Annotated in this window: 20 protein-coding genes and 1 pseudogene; 9 read left to right on the forward strand and 12 right to left on the reverse strand. The window is 53.9% G+C overall.

Going from position 1 to position 22,182, the window contains the following annotated elements:
- Window positions 1–23 precede the first annotated feature (23 nt).
- The gene (locus tag ELY25_RS10025) at window positions 24–674 is read right to left on the reverse strand and encodes a DUF1826 domain-containing protein (RefSeq protein ID WP_126951148.1); all 651 of its coding nucleotides are present in this window, start codon (window positions 672–674) and stop codon (window positions 24–26) included.
- A 255-nt stretch (window positions 675–929) separates the two neighbouring features.
- Here ELY25_RS10025 and ELY25_RS10030 point away from each other — a divergent pair, with 255 nt between their 5' ends.
- The gene (locus ELY25_RS10030) at window positions 930–1,961 is read left to right on the forward strand and encodes a CNNM domain-containing protein (protein WP_126951149.1); all 1,032 of its coding nucleotides are present in this window, start codon (window positions 930–932) and stop codon (window positions 1,959–1,961) included.
- Between the two features lie 167 nt (window positions 1,962–2,128).
- Window positions 2,129–2,779 carry a peroxiredoxin gene (locus ELY25_RS10035; protein ID WP_126951150.1) on the forward strand — a complete coding sequence of 217 codons (651 nt, stop codon included), beginning with the start codon at window positions 2,129–2,131 and terminating at the stop codon, window positions 2,777–2,779.
- 88 nt (window positions 2,780–2,867) lie between these two features.
- On the opposite strand, the gene ELY25_RS18180 is transcribed toward ELY25_RS10035, so the two are convergent.
- From ELY25_RS18180 to ELY25_RS10045, 3 genes and pseudogenes are all read right to left on the reverse strand, one after another.
- Complete coding sequence (locus tag ELY25_RS18180) at window positions 2,868–3,305, reverse strand: methyl-accepting chemotaxis protein (RefSeq protein WP_422822377.1); 438 nt, start codon at window positions 3,303–3,305, stop codon at window positions 2,868–2,870.
- Window positions 3,306–3,404: 99 nt separating this feature from the next.
- Window positions 3,405–4,136 (reverse strand): annotated as a pseudogene (locus ELY25_RS18185) (PAS domain-containing protein); the annotation flags it as partial.
- Between the two features lie 300 nt (window positions 4,137–4,436).
- Entirely contained in the window at window positions 4,437–5,450 is a 1,014-nt protein-coding gene (locus tag ELY25_RS10045) for an isocitrate dehydrogenase (protein WP_126951152.1), read from the reverse strand.
- A gap of 512 nt (window positions 5,451–5,962) precedes the next feature.
- Between ELY25_RS10045 and ELY25_RS10050 the strand changes: the two genes are divergently transcribed.
- Window positions 5,963–7,453, forward strand: a complete 1,491-nt coding sequence (locus ELY25_RS10050) for a SulP family inorganic anion transporter (RefSeq protein WP_126951153.1) — start codon at window positions 5,963–5,965, stop codon at window positions 7,451–7,453.
- A gap of 20 nt (window positions 7,454–7,473) precedes the next feature.
- The gene (locus ELY25_RS10055; protein ID WP_126951154.1) at window positions 7,474–8,331 is read left to right on the forward strand and encodes a universal stress protein; all 858 of its coding nucleotides are present in this window, start codon (window positions 7,474–7,476) and stop codon (window positions 8,329–8,331) included.
- A gap of 58 nt (window positions 8,332–8,389) precedes the next feature.
- Here ELY25_RS10055 and ELY25_RS10060 read toward each other — a convergent pair whose 3' ends face one another.
- Genes ELY25_RS10060 through ELY25_RS10075 form a run of 4 tightly spaced genes read right to left on the reverse strand, consistent with a single transcriptional unit; the run spans window position 8,390 to window position 11,896 of the window.
- Window positions 8,390–9,349, reverse strand: coding sequence for an arsenic resistance protein (locus ELY25_RS10060; RefSeq protein ID WP_126951155.1), 960 nt, complete (start codon window positions 9,347–9,349; stop codon window positions 8,390–8,392).
- Window positions 9,350–9,360: 11 nt separating this feature from the next.
- The gene (locus ELY25_RS10065; protein ID WP_126951156.1) at window positions 9,361–9,759 is read right to left on the reverse strand and encodes a fluoride efflux transporter FluC; all 399 of its coding nucleotides are present in this window, start codon (window positions 9,757–9,759) and stop codon (window positions 9,361–9,363) included.
- Window positions 9,756–10,142: a fluoride efflux transporter CrcB gene (gene crcB, locus ELY25_RS10070; protein WP_126951157.1), complete on the reverse strand. Its 387-nt coding sequence runs from the start codon at window positions 10,140–10,142 to the stop codon at window positions 9,756–9,758. The genes ELY25_RS10065 and crcB overlap by 4 nt, the downstream gene beginning before the upstream one ends.
- A 59-nt stretch (window positions 10,143–10,201) precedes the next feature.
- Window positions 10,202–11,896: a 2-isopropylmalate synthase gene (locus tag ELY25_RS10075; protein ID WP_126951158.1), complete on the reverse strand. Its 1,695-nt coding sequence runs from the start codon at window positions 11,894–11,896 to the stop codon at window positions 10,202–10,204.
- Window positions 11,897–12,157: 261 nt separating this feature from the next.
- Between ELY25_RS10075 and ELY25_RS10080 the strand changes: the two genes are divergently transcribed.
- Window positions 12,158–12,640, forward strand: a complete 483-nt coding sequence (locus tag ELY25_RS10080) for an Lrp/AsnC family transcriptional regulator (RefSeq protein WP_126951159.1) — start codon at window positions 12,158–12,160, stop codon at window positions 12,638–12,640.
- Between the two features lie 70 nt (window positions 12,641–12,710).
- Window positions 12,711–13,070: a RidA family protein gene (locus ELY25_RS10085; RefSeq protein WP_126951160.1), complete on the forward strand. Its 360-nt coding sequence runs from the start codon at window positions 12,711–12,713 to the stop codon at window positions 13,068–13,070.
- A 4-nt stretch (window positions 13,071–13,074) separates the two neighbouring features.
- On the opposite strand, the gene ELY25_RS10090 is transcribed toward ELY25_RS10085, so the two are convergent.
- The 4 genes from ELY25_RS10090 to ELY25_RS10105 all read right to left on the reverse strand — a co-directional run bounded on the left by ELY25_RS10090 (window position 13,075) and on the right by ELY25_RS10105 (window position 19,730).
- Window positions 13,075–13,938: a MurR/RpiR family transcriptional regulator gene (locus tag ELY25_RS10090; protein WP_126951161.1), complete on the reverse strand. Its 864-nt coding sequence runs from the start codon at window positions 13,936–13,938 to the stop codon at window positions 13,075–13,077.
- Complete coding sequence (locus ELY25_RS10095; protein WP_126951162.1) at window positions 13,938–15,701, reverse strand: EAL domain-containing response regulator; 1,764 nt, start codon at window positions 15,699–15,701, stop codon at window positions 13,938–13,940. Before ELY25_RS10095 ends, ELY25_RS10090 begins: the two co-directional genes overlap by 1 nt.
- Window positions 15,698–18,310: a GAF domain-containing protein gene (locus ELY25_RS10100; RefSeq protein WP_126951163.1), complete on the reverse strand. Its 2,613-nt coding sequence runs from the start codon at window positions 18,308–18,310 to the stop codon at window positions 15,698–15,700. The genes ELY25_RS10095 and ELY25_RS10100 overlap by 4 nt, the downstream gene beginning before the upstream one ends.
- Before the next feature lie 64 nt (window positions 18,311–18,374).
- Window positions 18,375–19,730 (reverse strand): aldehyde dehydrogenase family protein, encoded by a 1,356-nt coding sequence (locus ELY25_RS10105; RefSeq protein ID WP_126951164.1) that lies wholly within the window; start codon window positions 19,728–19,730, stop codon window positions 18,375–18,377.
- A 135-nt stretch (window positions 19,731–19,865) separates the two neighbouring features.
- Here ELY25_RS10105 and ELY25_RS10110 point away from each other — a divergent pair, with 135 nt between their 5' ends.
- The 3 genes from ELY25_RS10110 (at window position 19,866) to ispD (ending at window position 22,177) form a co-directional block, all read left to right on the forward strand.
- The gene (locus ELY25_RS10110) at window positions 19,866–21,026 is read left to right on the forward strand and encodes a GNAT family N-acetyltransferase (protein ID WP_126951165.1); all 1,161 of its coding nucleotides are present in this window, start codon (window positions 19,866–19,868) and stop codon (window positions 21,024–21,026) included.
- An 81-nt stretch (window positions 21,027–21,107) separates the two neighbouring features.
- Window positions 21,108–21,461: a cell division protein FtsB gene (gene ftsB / locus ELY25_RS10115; protein WP_126951166.1), complete on the forward strand. Its 354-nt coding sequence runs from the start codon at window positions 21,108–21,110 to the stop codon at window positions 21,459–21,461.
- On the forward strand, window positions 21,458–22,177 hold the full coding sequence (ispD, locus tag ELY25_RS10120) for a 2-C-methyl-D-erythritol 4-phosphate cytidylyltransferase (RefSeq protein WP_260579413.1): 720 nt from the start codon (window positions 21,458–21,460) through the stop codon (window positions 22,175–22,177). The genes ftsB and ispD overlap by 4 nt, the downstream gene beginning before the upstream one ends.
- The last annotated feature ends 5 nt before the right edge of the window (window positions 22,178–22,182 follow it).

Consider the following 22,182-nt stretch of genomic DNA (forward strand, 5'->3'; position numbering starts at 1 on the left):
TCCCAAGTGGAGGCGTTTTGTACTTAAGCAGGGTCAATTGTGAGTAATAAGCGCTTTTGGCCTGGGCTTAACGAAGGGCTGCGATGGACAAGCGCACTATGCTCACTGCCTTCCCAACCGCTGCCTTTTATAAGCGCGATGTCGCCTGCTTTAAGCATTTGGACAGCATCAGGGTTAAGTACTATTTCTGGCCGATCAGGGTGCGGGGCACCTAACCCATCGCGATTAACGGCTTCTTCGGGCAACCATTCACTATCGGGACCCAAGTAGGTCGTCACCAAGCGCACGGGAAGGTTGTCGCAATGAAATCGTGGACACATCGCCTCGGTCAATACTCTAAGCCGTATACCCACTGTTTGTGTATCGAATAGATAAGCAACGGCTTGGGCGACGGACACGATATCGTCAATAAGGGCATCCGCCGCTTCAGGCTGTGGCGCACGACGCTTAAGTTCTGCTACCAACCGTTCATCCGGAGCGCCTAGCCATGAAAACTGCCAAGGGCGCTCTATTTGGTATTGTGCCTTGGCACTCAGCGCAACGTCGGCAGGTAAGCGGCGTTGCATCACGGCAATATTAATAGCGTCTTCAAAAATGCGTGGCAGCACGCTGATATCCGTACCCAGCGCGGCATGAAGAGGAAGTAGGGCGGTCGAGGAGGCGGTGGCGGTCATGGGTTTAACCTCGTCAAATAAGAGCGCAGTCGATTATCAAACCGTATTTGTTGATATGTTATAACATTAATTTTCAGGCAAGATAAACCATAACTGTTTTTCTGGATGCCGCTAGCTTTAAAAACTTTCAGCACGAGCCCTGGGAAATCCCTTGAGCAGCGCAATTGCCAATGTCAGAAAAGGTATGAAGAGGTTTATTGACAGGTACCCATATTGCTCCTATAAACACGCTATGCCCCACCACTTCAGGTTCCTATGTTCCTGCTCATCACGATTGCCACGCTTTCCATCGCACTATCTTTTTTATGTTCCATCCTTGAAGCGGCCTTGCTCTCCATTACGCCAAGCTATATCGCTAGGCTAAAAGAAGAGAAGCCAAAGCTGCATGCATCGCTTAACCAACTTAAAACCAGTATTGACCGACCGCTGGCGGCGATACTGACGCTTAATACAATTGCTCATACCGTTGGTGCAACGGCGGTCGGGGCGCAAGCGGCAGTGGTATTCGGGGAAGCCTCAATTGCCATTGTATCTGCCGTCATGACGATGCTGATTCTGGTGCTTTCTGAGATTATTCCCAAGACGATTGGCGCCACCTACTGGCGCGGCTTGGCACCACTTTTGCCGCGCTTGTTGAAACCGATGATAGTGGGATTACTGCCGTTTATCTGGATGTCGGAGCAGATTACGCGCCGCCTGGGCACTTCTGAGCACGATGTTGATCTGCGCGATGAAATCAAGGTGCTGGCGCGCGTAGGGCTCGAAGAGAAAGTGCTGGATGCCGATGAATCGCGCACCATCATCAATATGCTTAATCTGCATGAAATTGCCGTAAGCCAAGCCATGACACCAAGAACGGTGTGCGTGACAGTGCCTCCTAACATGGACGTCAAGACGTTTGATCAGCAGTTCGGCAAGGCGCCGTTTACGCGTTTCCCGGTTATGGATAACGGCGAAATGGCATTTGGCTATGTGCATAAAGCTGACATGTATCACGCCGATGACGCTAAGACCATGCGGGAGCTTATGCACCCCATTGCCAGTGTCGATATCGCGCACAATGTAGAACATGTCTTCGCTTCAATGCTCAAGGATCACATGCATATGCGCGTTGTGTATGACGAGCATGGCACCTTTGTGGGCCTTATCACGCTTGAAGATATTATTGAAACCATTCTGGGGCAGGACATCATTGATGAAACCGATAGCGTAGCTAATTTGAGGCATTACGCTAAGCAGCGATGGTTGACACGTATAAAGCATAAAAATCCCAGTCCCGCCGCTTAGGTAGCAGTGCGCATGGATGGCACAGAAGATTCGTGCGCGCTGCCGTATAAACGAGAGAGAGTGAACGTGGGATAACGTTCGTAGTCTTAGCACTAAATGTTCTATAGTGAATTATCTACAGGTGGTTTAAGGTATTAAAAACATTAATCACCCGCGAAGGAGGCACTATGTCACTACGTATCAATGCGGTCGTTCCCGATTTTGAAGCCCAAACTAGCCAGGGTCCTATCCAGTTCCACGAATGGATCGGCGACAGCTGGGCTATTTTGTTTTCACATCCCAAAGATTTTACCCCGGTCTGCACCACCGAATTTGGTGCTGTGGCCACGCTAAGTGCCGAGTGGAAAAAGCGCGGTACTAAAGTAATTGGTGTGTCGGTAGATGGTGTTGAGGATCACAAGCGCTGGGCGGACGATATCGCGAAGTACAGCGGTAGCGACGTTGATTTTCCGATCATTGCTGACGAAGGTCTTAAGGTTTCAAAGCTTTTTGACATGCTTCCTGAAGATGCTTACCTACCGGATGGCCGCACGCCTGCCGACAGCGCCACCGTGCGCTCAGTCTTTATTATCGGCCCAGATAAGCAGCTCAAACTCTCCATGACTTACCCCATGACGGTAGGGCGCAACTTTGCAGAAATTCTGCGTGCCCTCGACGCACTCCAGACCACCGTTAAACATGGTATTGCAACGCCTGCTGATTGGACCATTGGTCAGGACGTGATTATTCCGCCAAGCGTCTCAGATGATGATGCCAAGCAGAAATTTGGTGAGTTTGAGGCCGTGCTGCCTTACTTGCGTAAAACGTCACTTAAATAAACGCTAAGTCACTGTGCATAGAACTGTGCATGGAAAAGCCCCAAGGTTATTAAAACCTTGGGGCTTTTCTAATGGGGTTTGATAAAGCTTACGAAGCTTCTAACGCAAGCTGTTCAACCGTGTTAGATACGTTACGTGCGCCCAACAGGATTTCATTAACAATAATCTCAATTTCACCGACGCTTGCTTGGCTTGATTTGCCCTGTTCAACGACCTGCTGCATGGCCTCGGTGGTTTTCATTACCAACGCCGTATTCTCTTTAAGCAGCTGAGTAATTTCGGTTACCGCGTTACTTGAGCCTTTCGCAAGCTGACGTACTTCGTTGGCAACTACGGCAAAACCGCGGCCCTGTTCACCGGCACGGGCAGCTTCTACAGCAGCATTCAATGACAATAGATTGGTTTGGTTGGCAATACGGGCAATCGAGGCCGTGATGCTATTGATACTCTTGGCCTGTTGGTTCAGGGCTTCGATCAGCCGCTGGGCTTCCGCTATGGTTTGGGCGGCCTGGTCTGTATCGCGCATGACCCGCTGCAAATGGTTTAGGCCGCTTTGGGCTATTTGTTCTGTCTGCGTTGAAGTGCTTTGTGCCGAGGAAACCGCCTGCTTAGTCGCTTCCGCTTCTTCGACAGAACGAGTGATATCGGTGGCAAACTTGACCACCTTAAACACTTTCCCGTTAGAATCTAAAATAGGGTTATAGGTGGCTTCTAGCCAAACACTTTTTCCCTGTGCACTAATGCGCTCAAATTTACCCTGCATAAGCTCGCCCTGAGATAAGGACTGCCAAAAATGCGGGTACGCTTTATAAAAGCCCTCAGGACAAAAGAGCTGATGATGTAATCCAACAATCTGTTCATTGCGGTAGCCCATGGTGCGCTCGAAATTTTCGTTGGCATGGAGCACGTTACCCTCGGGCGTAAATTCAATCACCGCCATGGAGCTGTGCAGCGCCTGAAGAACGGCATCTTTGCGCTCAGCCTGCAGGTGGGCATCGGTTATATCGTTGGCTAACTTAACAACTTCACGAACACGTCCACGCCGGTCGCAAATGGGAAGATAAGTAGCTTCCAACCACACTTCCTTGCCGTGCGCATTAAAGCGTCGAAACGTACCCCGATGGCTTTCACCGGCTGCCAATGCCTGCCAAAACGCCTGATACTCCGACGCCTGGGTTTCAGTCTGGCTGCAGAACATGCGATGGTGCTTGTCGCGTATGTCGTTAAGGGTATAACCCATGACGTCTAAGAACAGCGGACTTGCGGTTTTGATATAGCCTGTCGGTGTAAAAGTAATAAACGCGGTATGCTGCTCAACAGCAACGCGTAAATGAGAGCTGGAACGTAAAGGTAGCATTAGGGGGGGATGCTCTTTGTACAGGGTTGGTATAGTTTTATTAAGAGTAGTATAGCTTTCTATTAAATGCACTTGTTAAATGGCCCCAATTTAAATACACAGTGTTACAAATTGGAGTTTATTCGTCACAGGCGGACTTTAATTAGTTTAATTTTAGAGGCTTAGTTATTCAAACGTTTGATTGAATCAGGGAAGATACTTTTTATTTTTTTCAGTAATTAAGCGTTATTGGCGAGTATGCAAGAATAAAAAAGCGCCCTTAATCACTAAGAGCGCTAAATTGTTTTGAACCTGACGTTTTTAAGCCTGCACGTATTCCACCAGCGCTTGAGCAAATGTATCGGTGTTGCCGGTGCCGCCCATATCGGGCGTGACCATATCGCGGCGGGTTTCCAGTACGCTACGGATACCGCGACGAATCGTTTCGCCCTTTTCTGTCATTCCCAAATGGTCAAGCATCTGCGCAGCGGCCAAGAGCAGGGCGCAGGGGTTGGCGAGTTTTTTACCGGCAATATCCGGCGCTGAACCGTGAACAGCTTCAAAGATCGCGGCTTTTTCGCCAATGTTCGCCCCAGGTGCCAGGCCTAAACCGCCCACCAGGCCAGCGCAAAGATCTGAAAGGATGTCGCCAAACAGGTTGGTCGTGACCACCACATCAAACTGGTGCGGGTTCATCACCAGCTGCATGCAGGCGTTATCCACAATCATTTCCTGGAACTCGATCTCGGGATACTCCTGGGCCACTTCACGTGCCACATCCAGGAACAGCCCTGAACTGGTCTTGATGATGTTGGCCTTGTGTACCGCCGTTACCTTTTTGCGACCATTGCTTTTGGCCAGCTCAAAGGCGTAACGTACGATTCGCTCGGAACCCTTACGGGTTACTTTGATCACCGAAATACCGGTGTTACCGTCGTCGATCATCTCCTGACCGTCGGAAAGATACGCACCCTCGGTATTTTCGCGCACGGTAATCATGTCAATACCTTCAAAACGCGATCGGGTGCCGGGAAAGCTGATTGCCGGGCGTACGTTGGCGTAAAGATCAAAATGGCGGCGCAGTTGCACGTTGATGGAAGAAAAGCCCTTGCCAATAGGTGTGGTCAGCGGGCCTTTCAGAGCGATGCCATGCTTTTCGATAGCATCAAGCGATTCTTGGGGGATCAAGGTGCCATGGTTTTCCAGAGCGGCGAGACCCGCATCCACAAACTCATAGTCAAACCCGCACTTTAATGCATCAAGCACGCGCAGGGTGGCGTCCATGATTTCAGGCCCGATGCCATCGCCCTTGATTACTGCAATCGACTGACTCATGTACTGCTCCTCTGGTTGGGATGTTACTTGCCGGTGTCGCGGCCAGGCGTATCAATAGGTCGCCACGTTGGTGGCCCATGGTAAGCCATGGTAAAGCGCAAGGTCACCTTAGCCTTGCCAAACGTCTAGCGTAACGGGTGCAACAGGCGTGCTTTACTGGTAGAATCCGCGCCTTGCTGGCCTGCAATTTAGCAATTTGTTGCCAGGTGACAACCTAAAACACGTTTTCACGGCAAGGCATATCGCAATGAAACGCTCACAGGTAACCCCTGTACGACTGATTGTTGGGTTGATGACTCCACCCTAGGTAACATCCCTCCTTAAAAAAAACGCCACGGCGCTGATGCGCTATCCCGGCGTTACGGCACTTTGCGGCCGTAATTTGGCTACTGGCGCCTTGGGCGTCTTCACTATGTAGCGTATCACTTACAACCTGATTCTAATGGCGTGACTTCTGCCTCTGTGCAGCGGCATTGGCGCGTCCTGTTCGGCTTCAACCATGGACTCCCTGAATGGCACTTTTCAGCAAACATGAGTGGTTTTCCAATATCAAAGGCGACACGCTTTCGGGCCTGGTGGTCGCGTTGGCACTCATCCCCGAGGCCATTGCGTTCTCGATTATTGCCGGTGTTGACCCGAAGGTAGGTCTTTACGCCTCGTTCTGTATTGCGGTAATCATCGCCTTTACCGGTGGACGGCCTGGAATGATTTCCGCAGCCACCGGTGCTATGGCCCTTTTAATGGTCACGCTGGTGCGCGAGCACGGCCTTGAGTACCTGCTGGCCGCTACACTTCTAACCGGCGTGTTCCAGATTGTCGCCGGGTATTTAAAGCTCGCTGAGTTGATGCGCTTTGTGTCGCGCTCGGTGGTGACCGGGTTCGTCAACGCGCTGGCTATCCTTATCTTTATGGCCCAGCTACCTGAGTTGACCAACGTCACCTGGCATGTGTATGTCATGACCCTGGCTGGCTTGGGGATTATTTACCTGTTCCCTTACCTGCCGGTGATCGGCAAGTCACTTCCTTCGCCGCTGGTGTGCATTGTGGTGTTAACCATTGTGTATATGGTCAGCGGCCTCGATATTCGCACCGTGGGGGATATGGGCGAGCTTCCAGATACGCTGCCGGTTTTCCTATGGCCAAATGTCCCACTTAACCTTGAAACACTGATGATCATTCTGCCTTACGCATTGATGCTATGCGTTGTGGGTCTTTTGGAATCCATGATGACAGCCACCATTGTGGACGACTTGACAGATACCCCCAGCGATAAGAACCGCGAGTGCAAAGGGCAGGGTATTGCCAATATTGGTGCTGGTTTGATGGGCGGTATGGCGGGCTGTGCGATGATTGGCCAGTCAGTGATCAATATTAAATCCGGTGGCCGCACGCGCCTCTCGACGCTGATTGCCGGGATTGTGCTGCTGTTGATGGTGGTGTTTCTTTCTGATTGGGTATCCCAGATCCCCATGGCGGCGCTGGTGGCGGTCATGATCATGGTATCGATCGGTACCTTTAGCTGGGAGTCGATTCGTGATCTGAAAAAGCACCCCTTGAGCACCAACATTGTCATGCTGGCAACCGTTGCCGTCACAGTAGGTACGCATAACCTGGCCATCGGGGTATTTGTCGGCGTACTGCTGGCGTCGCTGTTCTTTGCCAACAAGGTTGGCAACATCATGGTTATCAGCTCTACTGAAGTTAAGGCGGGTAAAGAGCGCGAATATCAGGTGATAGGACAGGTATTTTTTGCCTCTTCCCAGCGTTTTATGGCCGCCTTTGATTTCAAGGAGAGTCTCGATAAGGTCACGATCAATCTATCCAGGGCGCACTTTTGGGATGTGACTGCCGTACAGTCGCTTGATCGCGTGGTGATCAAATTCCGCCGCGAAGGTACTGAGGTTGAGCTGGTGGGATTAAGCGAAGCCAGTGCTACGGTAGTCGATCGCTACGCGGTGCATAACGATCCCAAAGCGGTTGAAAAGCTGATGGGTGACCACTGACATCCGGTAAGGAGAGCAGCATGACTGAGCACGTAGTCGCCGCGATTGACGGCTCCCGGTTTTCAGAAGGCGTATGTGATTACGCCGCCTGGGCAAGCTTGGCGTTAGAGGCACCGCTGACCTTTGTGCACGTGGTCGATAACCACTCGGCCGGGCCGGGTGAGCAGAACCTGTCGGGTAACCTGCATTTTGGTGACCGCGAGCACCTGATGGAAGAACTCTCCACGCTGGACGAACAGCGTGCCAAGGTGAACCGGGAACAGGGCCGGTTAATGCTGGAAGCCACCCAGAAGCGGGTTGTTAATCATGGTGTGACTGCACCCCTTACACGTCAGCTGAACGGCACGCTGGTGGAAACGCTGGTCGATATCGAAGAGGACGTTCGCTTGCTGGTAATGGGCAAACGTGGCGAAACCGCCCACCAGGCTAGTGATCATTTAGGCGCGAACCTAGAGCGTGTCGTGCGCGAAATGCACCGCCCCATCCTCATTGTACCGCCAACCTTCAAGCGCCCTGAAAAGTTACTGATCGCTTTCGATGGCAGTAAAACCGCCCGAAAAGGGGTGGAAATGCTGGCTCGTTCATCGCTATTTAAAGGCATCGACTGTCATGTCTTGGTTGTTGGCGCAGACACCTCTGAACATCACCTGGAGCTTGGCTGGGCGTTGGGCGCTCTGCGTAATGCAGGTCATCAGGTGGAGGGCTGTATTCGTGCTGGCAAGGTAGATGAAGCGCTGCAAGCCTATGTAGCACAGCATGATATCGACCTGCTGGTGATGGGGGCTTACGGGCATTCACGTATCCGCCACCTGTTGATCGGAAGCACCACTACAACCATGCTGCGCGGTAGCTATATACCGGTACTAATCTTGCGCTAATCGGCACCAAACCGCTGGGAAAGCCGTCTCGCTAACTGTTGCGGGGCGGCTTTTGCGTTTAAGCGCGGTCAGGAAGCAGCGTGCCGGGCACCCAGCGAAGATAAACAATCATCCCGAAAAGCTCGACCAGCGACTGAAAGACAATCACCACGACTGCCGCCTGCCACGCTTCGGGAAGAGTAAGGGCGATGGGCAGCATTACAAAGGAGTTACGCGTGCCAAAGCTGAAGGCAAGCGTTCTGGCGCTAGCAACAGGGAGTTTGAACAGTTTGCTTAGTACTCTCCCCAGCCATCCCGCAAACACCAGAAACCCCACAAAGATAAGCACCACTTGGGCCATCACCTGATAAAGCCCGCTCAAGCTATTGACCTGAGAAGCCGCGATGATGAAGACCACCAGCGCTAGCAGCGGAACGGGCAGTATGCCCAGAGGGTGGGTGATCTCCTTGATACGGGGTTGCCGGGCGCCAGCGTACTCAGTCAGCCAAGCCAGTGCCAAGGGCAGCAGGATAAGACCTGCAAAGGCGCTCAGTAGCGATGCAGAAAGCGTCAGTTGGAACCACTCGGCTCCCAGGAACAGCCACAGATAAAGGGGCAGGGTGAGCATTTGTACCAGCAGCAGAAGCGGGGCGGCGGCAACGGCCTGGGATGCGTTGCCCTTGCCCAGGTGGGTAAAACTGATAAACCAGTCGGTGCAAGGCACCAGAAGAACCAGCAATACTCCGGCCAGTACCGCCGGGGAAAGCGGCAGCCAAAGCACGCAAAGCGCTAGAAAAGCCGGAATAGCTATAAAATTACCCACCAGTAGTGCCGCCATAAAGCGCCCATCGGTAACGCTGCGGGCGACACCTAGCAAAGGAATTTGGGTAAAAGTGGTGTACAACAGCAGGCCCAATAATGGCCACAGCAGCTGTTCAAACGCTTGTGCAAGGGCTGGCATGAGGATGCCCGCCGGTAGCCCCAGGCCGATGCAAACCAGATATAGCCAGCACTGGTGTTTTTCTAACTGCTTGCGCATGGCGTTACTCTTCAGTGGGGGAGCGGGTTGCGTGATGCCAGACGCTCGCCCGCCATGGCCACCAACAGCCACAGTGGCAGGCTCACCATCACGTATAAAAGCCCCAGCCACGCTTGGCCAAGGGTAATGAAATGCAGGGTTTCCAGACTAAACACTGAGAAGGTGGTAAAACCACCGCAAAAACCCGCGACCAGAAACGGGTGCCTGTGGGCAAGTTTACCGTGGGGCGCGCGCAGCGCCGTAGTCGCTATCCAGCTAATCAGGCCAGAGCCTATTACGTTCACAATTAGCGTGCCCCAGGGGAAATAGCTGCCGAGCACTGCCTGAGAAATAAGGGAAACAGCGTAGCGCAGTACGCTACCCAAACCGCTGCCCAGGCCCACGGCTAGATAGGTTTTCCAGGGACTCATGCGTGGCCCCCTGCCAGTCGCCAGCCTAGCGCAACCATACTCATACCCAGTAAAAGCGTGGCGCCTATATTGAACGCGGCACGCCCCGCCTGGCCGCTTTGCCAGAGTTCAAGGGTTTGCAAGCTGAACGAGGAAACCGTGGTATAGCCGCCCAGCAGGCCGACGACCGTGAAGAGCCATAAAGGGTTAGGGGTGCTGGGTAAGCCTAACCTGCCGAGCAGCCATCCCGCTAGAAAAGCGCCACTGGTATTAACCGCGAGTGTTCCCCAGGGAAACGCTTTGCCTAAAAAGCGGGACATAAGGTTGGAGATGGCGAACCGGGCCATCCCCCCAAGCGCGCCGCCAAGCGCGACCAGCGATATAACTGCTACTTCGTGCCCCATGTGTGTCTTTTAGCCGCCTAGTGGGTAGGCGGCTAATTCTAGCATAGGCGCTGAATCAACTAGACGGTAAGCGCGCTTTCCTGAAGGGCTGACGTCGTCTGGTCAGAGGAGCCTGCGACCAGGTTGATCCCTGAGATCAGCGCTTTCAGAGAGGCGCTCACGGTGTCGCTATCCTCAGCAAAAGCGCAAATACGCTGTCCGTCTATGTTGAGTTGCACAAAGGCAATGGCATTGGCTTCGCTGTCGCCACCCAGCGAGTGCTCGCTGTAATCGATAATACCGATATTAACGCCGGAATGTTTTTGCCAAGCGTCGGTAAACGCGGACATAGCGCCATTGCCTGAGCCGGACAGGCGCAGGGTTTCACTGCCGTGCCACAGGGTAACTTCAAGGCCTTCACGCTGGCCCTTGGAGAGCTGATAATCCGCCAACGACAGCGGCGCTTCCCGAGTGAAGTTATCCAGCATCACCTGCCGAACCATCTGGCTTGAAAGCTCGCTTGCGCGCTCTTCACTCTCTTTTTGCACATAGGGAGCGAGTGCCAGCATCATCCAGCGCGGCAGGTTAATGCCGTAGTCGCGCTCAAGCAGAAACGCCATGCCGCCCTTGCCGGATTGGCTGTTAACCCGAATGACGGCTTGGTAGTCGCGGCCAATATCATGCGGGTCGATGGGCAGGTACGCCACTTGCCAGGGCTCATCGGGTTTCTGGTGCTTGAGGGATTTACGAATCGCATCCTGATGGCTGCCGGAAAAAGCGGTATATACCATCTCGCCCACCCAGGGGTGGCGCGGGTGAATGGCAATGCCGGTACACTCGTGAACGACCTGGATGATTTCATCGGGGTTGGAGAGATCAAGCTGCGGATCAATGCCCTGGCTGTACAGGTTCATGGCCAGTGTCACGATATCCATGTTGCCGGTACGCTCACCGTTGCCTAAAAGCGTGCCTTCCACGCGATCAGCGCCGGCAAGTAAAGCAAGCTCTGCTGATGCCACGGCGCCGCCACGGTCATTATGGGTATGCACCGAGATAATCACGCTATCGCGACGGCTGATATGCTGGCAGAAGTATTCAATCTGGTCGGCATGGTGATGTGGGCCGGCCACCTCTACCGTTGTGGGCAGGTTGAGAATGCACTTGTTGTCAGGCGTGGGTTGCCAGACATCCATAACCGCTTCACAGATGGCCAGTGAGAAGTCGATTTCGGTGCTTGAGAAGCTCTCCGGGGAATACTGAAAGCGCCAGGCTACATCCGGGTAGCGTTCGGCATACTGCTTTACCCAAGTCGCGCCTTGCACAGCGATCTGGGTAATCCCATCGCGATCCATTTCGAACACCCGCTCGCGTTGAATCGTCGAGGTCGAGTTGTATAAATGGATGATGGCGCGCTTGGCGCCTACCAGCGATTCAAAGGTTTTTTCGATCAAGTGCTCGCGGCACTGCACCAACACTGCGATGGTCACGTCTTCAGGAATCTGGTTTTCCTCGATCAACCAGCGCACGAAATCAAAATCGGGCTGGCTTGCTGAAGGAAAGCCGACCATCACTTCCTTGATACCCACCTTGATGATCTGGTGCCAGAAGCGCTGCTTTTGCTCAACGGTCATAGGGTCCAGCAGCGCCTGGTTGCCGTCGCGAAGATCTTCACTCACCCAGATCGGCGCACGATCAAGGTCACGATCAGGCCATTGACGGTTAAACGCAGGAACGCGAGGGGCTGGACGATATTTACGATGATCAAAGGCAGACATGGTGAGATTCCTAGGGGTTAATGACTTGGAAATTTGGCCGCTTGTGGCGTAGGCCGTGGTTCATTAATACACACTCATCGGTGCAGACTCATTGATGCAAGCTCTCTGTAAAGAGCAAGACACGAAATCGCCAACGACTTTTGGCAGTTTCAATAGTGTAACGGGTTTGTGGCGCTAGGTTGTTGCTTAAAACAGATAAAAACGATATTAATTGGCAGAATATGTTAATAAACACGTTATTTTTAGCAGAGGCTGCTTTTTATGTCGGTAACGCCATTAACCCTTGATCGTTTTGATCGACAGATTCTTACCATTTTGCAGCAAGAGGGGCGGATTAGTAATCAGGAACTAGCGGACCGAATAGGCCTTTCCGCCTCGCCCTGTCTAAGGCGCGTTCGCGCGCTGGAAGAGCATGGCCTGATCATGCAGTACCGCGCTGAAGTGGATGCCCGCCAGCTGGGCTATCAGCTTATGGTACTGCTGCATATCGCCATGGACCAGCATACCTCGGAGCGGTTTGAAAATTTTGAACGCCATATTCGCCAAATTCCCAATGTCATCGAGTGCCTGATCATTACCGGCCAGGCCGCCGACTTCCAACTGAAGATTCTGGTGCGTGATATGGATGACTATCAGCATCTGTTGCTGCATGTCATCAACCGTATTGAGGGGGTGACCGGCGCCCATACCAGTTTTGTGCTGCGTCGGGTTTTTGAGCATCGCCCGGTACCCACCGAGCGCTGAGCAGCAAAGCATGGTCAGCCTCTGGTTAGCCGTTTACACTGCCTTTTTGAATTTTTTAGTGGAGTGTTCCATGACAATTGAACGTCACGATACCAAAGCCCGTATGAGCCGTGCCGTTATTCACCAAGGCGTTGCTTATCTGTGTGGCCAGGTAGCCGGGCCAGATGCACGAAACGGCGATATTACCGAGCAGACCCAAAGCATGCTGGCCCGGGTGGATGCGCTTTTAAAAGAGATTGGTTCAAGCCGCGAGCAGCTGCTGAGCGCTACCATTTATCTAAAAGACGGCAGTGATTTTGCAGCCATGAACGAGGTATGGGACGCCTGGGTGCCCGAAGGCTATGCGCCGGCACGCACCTGCGTTTGCGCGCCGATGCCAGCTGATGAGCTCAAAGTGGAAATTACCGTTACTACCGCCGTTTCGGCGTAAGCCGTTACTGGCCGGGGGCGTCTAGAGGAAACCGGGTGTCGCGCAGGCTATCCTTGATCTTTTTCAAATGCGGCAGAAAGTCTTCCCCGCGGCGCAGTGTGACCCCGGTCGCCAAGGCATCTATCAAGGTAAGCTGAATCACTCTTGAGGTCATCGGCATATAGTGGTCGGTATCTTCTGGGGTAGCAACGTCAAGCGTGGCGCTGCACTCATTGGCAAGCGGAGATGCGGGGGCGGTAATACCCAGCACTACGGCCCCTGCCTCGCGGGCGACCCTTGCGATATCCACCAGCTCGCGGGTGCGTCCTGTGTAGGAAATGATCACTACCACATCCCCGGTATGGCAGGATGCCGCTACCATGCGTTGCATCAGGACATCGGCGTAAGCCATCACCGGCAGATTGAACCGAAAAAACTTATGCTGGGCATCTTGAGCGACAGCCCCTGAAGCACCCAGGCCAAAAAAGTGGATCTGTTTGGCCTGGGTCAGGTAGTCCACCATGCGCTCAACAGCCGCCATGTCAATATCGCGCTGCGCTTCATCGAGGGCAGCAATGGTCGCACCGAAAATCTTGTGTGTGTACTGGGTCGCCGTATCGCCCGGTTCTACCGCTCGGGTTACGTAAGGTGTTCCGCCTGCCAGGCTTTGGGCAAGCTTGATTTTGAAATCCGGATAACCCTTGGCGCCAAAGTTGCGGCAAAACCGGTTGACGGTGGGCTCGCTGACGGAGGCCGCCTGGGCAAGGCTTGCAATGCTTAAGCTGGTGGCCGCTGCCGGGTCGCTTAAAATCACGTTAGCGACTTTACGCTCGGAGCGATTCAACTCTTCCAGGCGTTCACGTAAGCGGACAAGCAAGTCATGCGCCATTAAACAAGCTCCATGGCCGTTAGTGGGGGAGGCGTCGATGCCCTGTTATTACACCATGCCACAAAGTCATCGGCAGGCAGTGGTCGGGCATAATAGTAACCTTGTGCGGCTTCGCAACCAATAGAATGTAGATAGGCCGCTTGGGAAGCGGTCTCGATTCCTTCCGCTACGACGTCGCAACCTACGGCATGCGCCAGTTGGGTAATCATGTTGGCAAGCTGGCGATCGACGGGGCTTTTATCGATATCCATTACAAACGCACGATCAATTTTGAGCGTCGAAAAAGGCAGTGTTTGTATATAAGCGAGCGATGAGTGCCCTGTGCCAAAATCATCAATAGCCACTGCCACGTTCATCTTGGCAAGCTGAGCTAGTTGGAGGCGCGCATTTTGCATATCGCTCAGCAACCCTGATTCGGTCACCTCCAAGGCGAAAAAGCGTTCGGGAATCCCGTAGGTTGCCAAGCGGCTAAGCAGTTTCTGGGCAAAATCTTTTCGCGTTAACTGACGTGCTGCCACGTTCACTGCGACGTGGAAGCGGTCGTTGAGCATTCCCATGCGTCGCCATGCCACGATATGTCTCATGGTTTCTTCAAGCACCCAGTCGCCAATGTCCAGAATATCACCGCTGGCTTCAGCAAGCGGGATAAAATCGCCCGGTGAGATATGACCAAGCTCTGGGTGGTGCCAGCGCAGTAGCGCTTCTGCACCAATAATTTCTTGCGTAGTCAGGGATATTTTAGGCTGAAATACCAGCGACATCTCACCGCGCTGGGTGGCGCCGCGAATAGCCTGTTGCAGATTAAGCCGGCGGCGTTGCTGAGCCTCCAACGTTGCGTTGTAGCTCTGGATGCGTTGAGGGCTATTTTTTTGCGGCAGTGCCAACGCCGCCATATGTACAAGGCGTTCTATATTAAAGAATTCTGTTGTCCAGCTAATGCCGATACGTGCGTTCAAGGGGATCAGAAGGTCGCCCAGCGCCTGATCCTGCTCAAAAGAGCCTAGTAACTGTGCGGCCAGTCGTTCAAGTGTCGGCTGGTCGGTACATTGGGTAATAGCTAGAAGCTCGCTTCCGCCCCATAGGCCAAGGACGCTACCGCTATCCAGCTGTGAGTAAAGCGTTTGACTGATGTGCCTGACGAGCTGATCGGCAATGCTATATCCATGCAGGCGAACCGCTTCATCCAAGTGATCAAGTGCAATAAACAAAAGTCCCGTGCCTGAATCCCCAATCGATGCTTCACGCAGGGTTTGCATCAGGCCCCGGCGATTGGGGAGTTGGGTAATAGGGTCGGTACGCGACTGGTGATTCAACTGCTGGGTGCGTTTGGCCACCATGCGCTCTAGCGTTTCAGCCTGCTGGTCGCGCACTTGGTAGCGGTGTTCAAGGCTCAGCGTATTGCGAATACGCTGCAGCACCTCTTCGTGAAGGAATGGCTTGGTAATGAAGTCGCGCACGCCCATGTTAAGCACGCGATGGCGTGTCTCATCATCAATTTGAGCGGTTAACACAATGGTGGGTGGCATCTGGTGCAAAAAGTGTTGCTGCAGCTGGTCGATAATAGCGTAGCCATCCAGGAAGGGCATGCGAATATCCAACAGCAGCAAGTCTGGCTTATGCTTTACACAGTGGGCAAGCACCTGGCGTGGGTCGCTAATACCGTGCACATTGGTAAAGCCGTGATCGTCCAAAAGATCCAGGAGCAGCTCTGCATTGGCTGCATTGTCGTCCACCACTAGCACATGCTTGCTGGCTAGATTCATGGCGATTTCCTCGGCGCTAGGTTGATAAATTTGGTCAGCGTGGCAGCGAGTCTGTCAATATCCAAGGGCTTGGTAAGATAGGCATCAAAACCCGCTGCGAGGCCATGCTTCACATCCCGTTCCATGGCATTGGCCGACAGGGCAATGACGTAGATGCCACGTAGTTGCACATCTTTTTGAATGATATCCAGCGCCTGGAAGCCGTTCATGCCAGGTAAGTGAATATCCATCAGCACCACATCGGGCAGCGAGTGGCGCATCATCTCCAGGCCGATTTCGGCGCTGGGTGCAATCAGCAATCTAAGCTCATCAATATCTTCAATGATATCTTCCATAAGCCGTTGGTTGGCGGGGTTGTCTTCAATGTATAACAAGTTGAAAACGCGCTGGTTATCAAAGTCAAAGCTGACGCTGTCTGATCCATGATGCGCCTTGGAGACTGCTTCCATGTCGGCCATCGGCAGGGTAAACCAGAACGTGGTGCCTTGGTCTGGCTTGCTATCAACACCAATTTGGCCGTTCATGCGCTCAATCAGCTGACGTGTAATTGCCAAACCTATCCCGGTTCCTTCGATGGCACCATATTCCGCATCCAGACGGTTAAAGGGCTCAAACAATTCATGGTGGCGTTCAGTCGCGATCCCAAAACCGGTATCGGTGACGTTAATGCGTATCTCGCTGCCCTGTTGCTCTGCGCAAATTATGATTTTGCCATTCGGACTATTGTATTTAATGGCATTGGAAAGCAGGTTTAAAAGCACCTGCTTGGTGCGTGTATAATCGGCTGCTACATGCCAGGGAGCTGATGGGGGCATGCGAATTAGCCCAATGCCCGCTGCTTTCATGTTGGCTTCTAGTGTCTGGCAGGCGTCATCCAGCACGTTCTCAAGCCACAGCGGTTCAATGGAAAAGGCCATTTGGCCTGCCTCTATTCTGGCCAAGTCAAGCACTTCGTTAATCAGGCTCAGCAAGTGCTGGCCACTTTTTTCGATCTGGTTGACCTGGCGCTGCTGCTTGCTGCCCAACGGCTCCCGGCGCCCTTTGCTGAGCAGCTGTGCAAATCCGATAATGGCGTTTAGCGGCGTTCGCAGCTCATGGCTCATCGAAGAAAGAAACTCGCTTTTGGACTTGTTGGCCTTTTCTGCCTGATCGCGGGCAGCGCCCAACTCGGCCATTACCTGCTCGCGTTCGGCCATTTGGCGGTAAAGATTGATCAGCAGGGCACAGGTAGCGGTAAACGGTTGCAGCCAGTCGAGCAAACCCTGATTGAGTGGCTGCTTGCTATTGGCAATTGCATACATGCCGATCAGCTGTTCGCCATTAAAAATCGGTACGCCTAGATAGTTATCTAGATGAGGGTGCCCAGGCGGAAAACCACTGCGCTGGGGATGGGTGAGTATCTCATTGGTCATGACGACTTCGCCAAAGGCATACACCCGACCCAGCAGCGAATGGGGGTTTGTCAGCATCATGTCGCCGCTGCGCAGACGCTGCATCAAGTGGCGTGATTCATCATTCCAAGAAAGATCGGTAATGGCATGGATTTTAAGCGTGTTAGTGGTCGTAGAAGGCAATACTTCACCAATCAGTGCATAGTCGCTGTCAGTCAGCTCGCGTAGTGCCTCCATTAAGAAGGTCCACAAACGCTCGCCGGACATCAATGCCTGATAATCCGTTATCCCCTGGTGGAGCACTTTAAGCAGGCTTTGCTCTTTATGAATGCGCTGGTTGGCCGTATGGATATCGCTTAAATCAGTTAAGATACCTAAAAACTCAACCACCTCCCCCTGGTCATTGGGTATGGCGTTGATGGCAAGATGGACTGGAACGCAATGCCCATCTTTGTGCTGGGCATCCACCTCTCGGCCGCGCCCGATTACCGTGGGTTCACCACCCGCCAGATAACGGGCAATAAAGCCATTATGATGGGCAGCAATATCGGCCGGTGTGAGAATGGCAACATTGTTGCCAATGAGTTCGGCTTCGGTGTAGCCCAAGAGCTGAAGGGCAAACGGGTTAACGGCAATGATGTTACCGGCGCGGTCGATACGCACCTTGCCAGTGGCACTTTTAGTAAAAAGCGCTTCAAAACGGCGTGCTGTGCTGGTAAGCGACTCTTTTAGTGTGTGCTGGCGTAGCAGCTCTTCAATCTGCTGGGCAAGCCCTTCAAGTATACGCTGCTCACGAGCTGAGAAGCTCCGCGGCTGACGACCAATAATGCAAAGTGTGCCGACCGGCAGGCCATCTTCTAAGCGTAGAGGGTGCCCTGCATAAAAGCGTATAAACGGACTGCTGCTGACCAGCGGGTTAGCGTTAAAGCGTGTGTCCTTTTGGGTATCTTCAACGACTAAAGGAGCGTCTTGAGTAACAGCGTGGGCACAAAAAGAGACGCTGCGAGAGGTTTCGCAGGCATCCAGGCCCTGACGTGATTTAAACCATTGGCGATCCGTGTCTACCAGCGAGACAAGAGCAATGGGAACGTCGAAAATTTCGCGTGCCAGCTGGGTGATGCGATCAAATGATTTTTCAAGTGGGGTATCTAGAATATTCAGAGCATGCAATGCCGCGAGGCGTTGTGCTTCGTTATCAGGCTTGTCAGCGGCTTGCATCAGCTATCCAAATGAAAAAATAGGTAAGTTAACCTATTAGTTATCGGTCATTGTCGAGCAAGCTTTAGCCAAGCCTAAGGAATTTTATTAGCCAGCGCCGGTACGGCGGCTGTAGCAATCGACTAGGGGCATGTTTAGCTTGATAAAACAGGCCGCGCAGATGACTGAAGCGATCAAAGCCCGTGCGCCCATGGTAGGCGCCCATGCCGCTTTCACCGATGCCGCCAAACGGCAACGCGGGTACGGCGTGGTGTAGCAAGGTGTCATTAAATACCAAGGCGCCGGAGCGCGTCGCGTGCAGTAAGCGTGATTGTAGTGCCTTATCGTCAGTAAACGCATATACCGCTAGCGCATGAGGGCGTGCGTTGATGAATCCGATAGCTGCCTCCATATGCTTGACGCTGATAATCGGCAGACAGCGGCCGAAAATCTCTTCGCGCATAATGCGCAGTTCCTGAGTAGGGTCAATCACCAACGCTGGCGCGTAGCTGCCGTGGTCGATAACCCGGCAGCCGTGATCACGAGCCTCTTCGAGCATGCTCTCAACGCGCCGGCGGTGGGCGTCGTTGATCGGGTCGGTTGCCTCCCTGTTGTCTGGCCGCTGTTTAAGCACTGCGCGGTTCAAGGCACTAACTAGCTGATCCAGATGGCGGCTCTCCACCAGAACATAATCAGGCGCCAGGCATGTTTGCCCACCATTGAGCGCCTTGCCGAAGATAATCGCCGCGGCGGCTTTTTCCATGTCGGTATCGCCTGCCACCAATGCCGGAGACTTGCCGCCTAGTTCAAGCGTAACCGGAGTAAGGTTAGTTGCGGCCGCGCTTGCGACCAAACGTCCCACGCTGGTCGAGCCGGTAAACACTAGGTGATCAAACGGCAGGCTGCTAAACGCCTGGGCAACATGGGCATCGCCTTCGACGACCGATAGCTCGTCTGGCGTAAAGTATTGCGCCGCCAAGCGTGCAAGCAGGGCACTGGTCTGGGGTGAGAGCTCGCTAGGCTTGAGCATCACCACATTGCCTGCGGCGAAGGCGTCGATGATGGGCAACAGCGCCAGACTCCATGGATAGTTCCAGGGTGAAATAACACCGACAATACCTAATGGCTGAGGGGCGATGCGTGCCCGGGCGGGCAATAGCCGCCAGGGAACGCCCACTCGCCAGGGGCGCATCCAGTGCCAGACATGGCGGCGAGTGTGACGGATTGCCTGAAGCACGGCATTGATTTCTGTCAGGCGGATTTCCACTTCGCTGCGGTGACCAAAATCTGCCTGAATCGCGCGGACGATTTCGTGCTGATGGCGTTTGGTCATGTGTGCCAAACGCAGCAGACGGGCGCGTCTGACACTCAAGGGTGGAAAAGGCGTTTGATCGACAGCATGCCGCTGAGCGTTAAAAATATTGGTTAAAGCATGCTTCATAGCTTCTCCTTATCGTTTGTTTTATGTGTCGGTCAGGAAAATAATGACGGGCTCGCGTTACGTTAACCTGCCTGTATTAATGATAAAGTAGCGGCAGGCAACCGGATGCCATCGCTTTGCTCTCTGGGAGATACCATGTCTGTGTGCTCACTAAGACGCTCTACGTTATCCGCCATGGAAGATATCGAGGCGAGTCAGTGGGATGCTTTGGTCGGGCGCGACCAGCCGTTTTTACGCCATGCATTCCTGCATGCCCTTGAAGCGAGCGGCTCGGTCAGCCATGACACGGGCTGGGAACCTTGCCATGCCTGCGTTTGGCAGGGTGGCCAGCTGGTCGGGGCATTGCCAATGTACCGCAAGCATCACTCCTATGGGGAGTATGTGTTTGACTGGGGATGGGCCGAGGCGTTTGAACGCGCTGGCGGCGCTTATTACCCCAAACTGCTCAGCGCCGTGCCGTTTACCCCAGTGCCTGGGGTGCGCACCCTGATCGCTGAGCAGTGCCCTCATAGCGCTGTTCGCGCTGAACTGGCTGCGGCCTGGCAGGCGTCTGACCAGACATCGCTTTCAAGCTGGCACCTGCTGTTTGCCAATGAGCGCGATGTCGACGCCTGGCAGGCGCAGTTTCCTGAGTTAATTACCCGCGAAGGCGTTCAGTTTCAGTGGCGGGATGCAGGTTTTGGCAACTTTGATGGCTTTCTGGAAAGCCTTACCTCCAAACGGCGCAAGATGATCAAGCGCGAGCGTCGCCTGGTAGCTGACCAGGGCGTGAGCCTTAAACGCCTTGAAGGGCATGACATTACGCAGGGCGCGTTGGCGCACTTCTATCGTTGCTATTCGATGACGTATTTTGAGCGCGGCCGCTCGCCCTACCTGAATCAGGATTTTTTTGAGCGTTTGCGCAACACCATGCCTGAGGCGCTGATGCTGGTGCAGGCGCAGTTGGATGGGGTGCCGGTCGCCTCAGCACTCTACTTTCGCGGTGATCAATCTCTGTATGGGCGTTACTGGGGAAGTGAGGTGGTCGCTGACTGCCTGCATTTTGAAGCCTGTTACTACCAGGGCATCGAGTACTGTCTCGAAAAGGGGCTTACGCTGTTTGATCCAGGTACCCAGGGGGAGCATAAGCTGGTGCGCGGGTTTGCGCCCCAACGAGTGCGCTCGCTGCACTATATGGCGCATCCTGGGCTGGCCGCTGGCGTGGCACGGTTTTGCCAGGAAGAGGGCGCGCATATCAAGGCTTATCGGGAAGCTGCCCAACAGGCGTTACCCTTCAAGTCATCTGTGGCTCGCTGATACTGCGTCATGATGGCATAATGCGCGCCGTTACGGCGGGTGGCGGCACCCTCTATTTACCATATCCTCAGGAGATCGGTGATGCACAAATGGCTGGTGGTTGCACTGGTTGCCGTGCTGGGCTTACTCCAGTATACGCTGTGGCTAGGCAACGGCGGCTGGCGTGATCTGCAGGTGGTTGAGCAGCGCGTTGCCGTTCAGGAAGCCGACAACCTTCCCATGCGTGAGCGCAATGCCCGCCTGGCTGCTGAGGTCACCGATCTTAAAACGGGTCTTGATGCTATCGAAGAGCGCGCCCGTAGTGATATGGGTATGGTACGAAGCGACGAGCAGTTTTTCTGGGTCCCAGGAGTTGCCATTGCAACTGAGCTACTGGGTATCAATGCCGGCCTGGTCACCCAACCAAGCCTGGGCCGCGAGCGGCCGACCCCGTGAGTGAATTTACGTTAAACGGCGATAGCACGCTTTGGCTGGTGGTGCCTGCCGCCGGGCAGGGGCGCCGTATGGGCGCCGATAAACCCAAACAGTATCTGACACTTGCCGGGCAGCCGATCATAGCCCACACCCTGGCGCGGCTGTATCAAGCGTTTCCCGAGGCGACGCTGGTGCTCTGTCTGGACAGTGACGACCGCTGGTTTCAGCCTGAATGGGTACCCTTTACCCGCTGGCTGCGCGTCACTGGTGGCAAAGAGCGTATGGACAGTGTCCTGAATGCGTTGCATGCCATACCGGCACAGGAGGCGGACATCGTCATGGTGCACGATGTCGCGCGCCCCTGTATTACACCGGATGATTTGCACGCGCTTTATCAGGCAGCAGCCAGCCACACGGCGGGTGCGCTTTTGGCGATGCCGGTGGCGGATACCATGAAACGGGCCAACAGCGAGCAGCAAAGCGCTCGAACGGAGCCCCGCGATGGGCTCTGGCATGCGTTAACACCTCAAGGGTTTCGCTACGCGCTGCTGCGTCAGGCGCTGGAAAGTGCACGCCACTATCAGCGCGTGGTGACCGATGAGGCATCTGCGGTAGAGGCGCTGAACGAACAGCCACTGCTGGTCAGCGGGCGGCGTGATAATTTAAAAGTGACTCACCCGGATGACCTCGCTCTGGCCGCCGCTATTTTATCAGCACAAAATGATCAGTTTAGTTAGGAGTG

Source organism: Vreelandella populi, assembly GCF_003989825.1.
Classification (GTDB): domain Bacteria; phylum Pseudomonadota; class Gammaproteobacteria; order Pseudomonadales; family Halomonadaceae; genus Vreelandella; species Vreelandella populi.